The organism is Ureaplasma diversum NCTC 246 (assembly GCF_000731915.1).
Taxonomy (GTDB): Bacteria; Bacillota_I; Bacilli_A; order Mycoplasmatales; family Mycoplasmoidaceae; genus Ureaplasma; species Ureaplasma diversum.
Genome location: NZ_JFDP01000111.1, coordinates 1 through 611, shown reverse-complemented (window position 1 = coordinate 611; position 611 = coordinate 1). Strand labels below are relative to the sequence as shown.

At 25.2% G+C, this 611-nt stretch carries 1 protein-coding gene; it reads left to right on the top strand.

Going from position 1 to position 611, the window contains the following annotated elements:
* Nucleotides 1-611, top strand: a 611-nt coding sequence (locus UDIV_RS04155; RefSeq protein WP_231428095.1) for a site-specific DNA-methyltransferase, incomplete at both ends; no start/stop codon positions are given.

Genomic DNA, 611 nt, shown 5'->3' with positions numbered 1-611 from the left:
AATAATCTATTTGATCAAATTAAAGATCTATTACTTAAAAATAAGGATTATGTAGCAGAAGATAAAACATTACTTAAAGCTAAGATTATATCTGATGCATATGAAACAAAAAAAGAATTATTAGAATTGTTGCTATCTGATGAGAAAATAAAACAAGCATTTTTCAAAGACGTAAATGGTGTATTGGTCTTTGATAAAAAAGAGTTTGTCTGATTAATCGAATCTAAAGAATTTTTACCAGATTCATATACTAAATACATGAACAATATTGGACTAACTTGCAACGATGAATATGTTGCAAGAAACAAATCAGTTGTGCTTGATTTTCCTTTTAAAGATTGCTTATTAGTTGGTGGTCAAGATAAGGATGATCAAAAACGAAAAGAAATCTTTTTTAATGATATTTTAGCTAGTGATCAAATAACAAATTTATTAGCTCCTAAGGTTTTTACAAATATTAAAAAATATACAAAAGATGGCATTGAAAATATCACTGATTTTAATGAAGAAGATAATTTAATCATTAAGGGAAATAACTTAATAGTATTAGCTTCTCTTCTTAAAAGATATGAAAACAAGGTTAAATGTATCTATATTGATCCGCCATATAA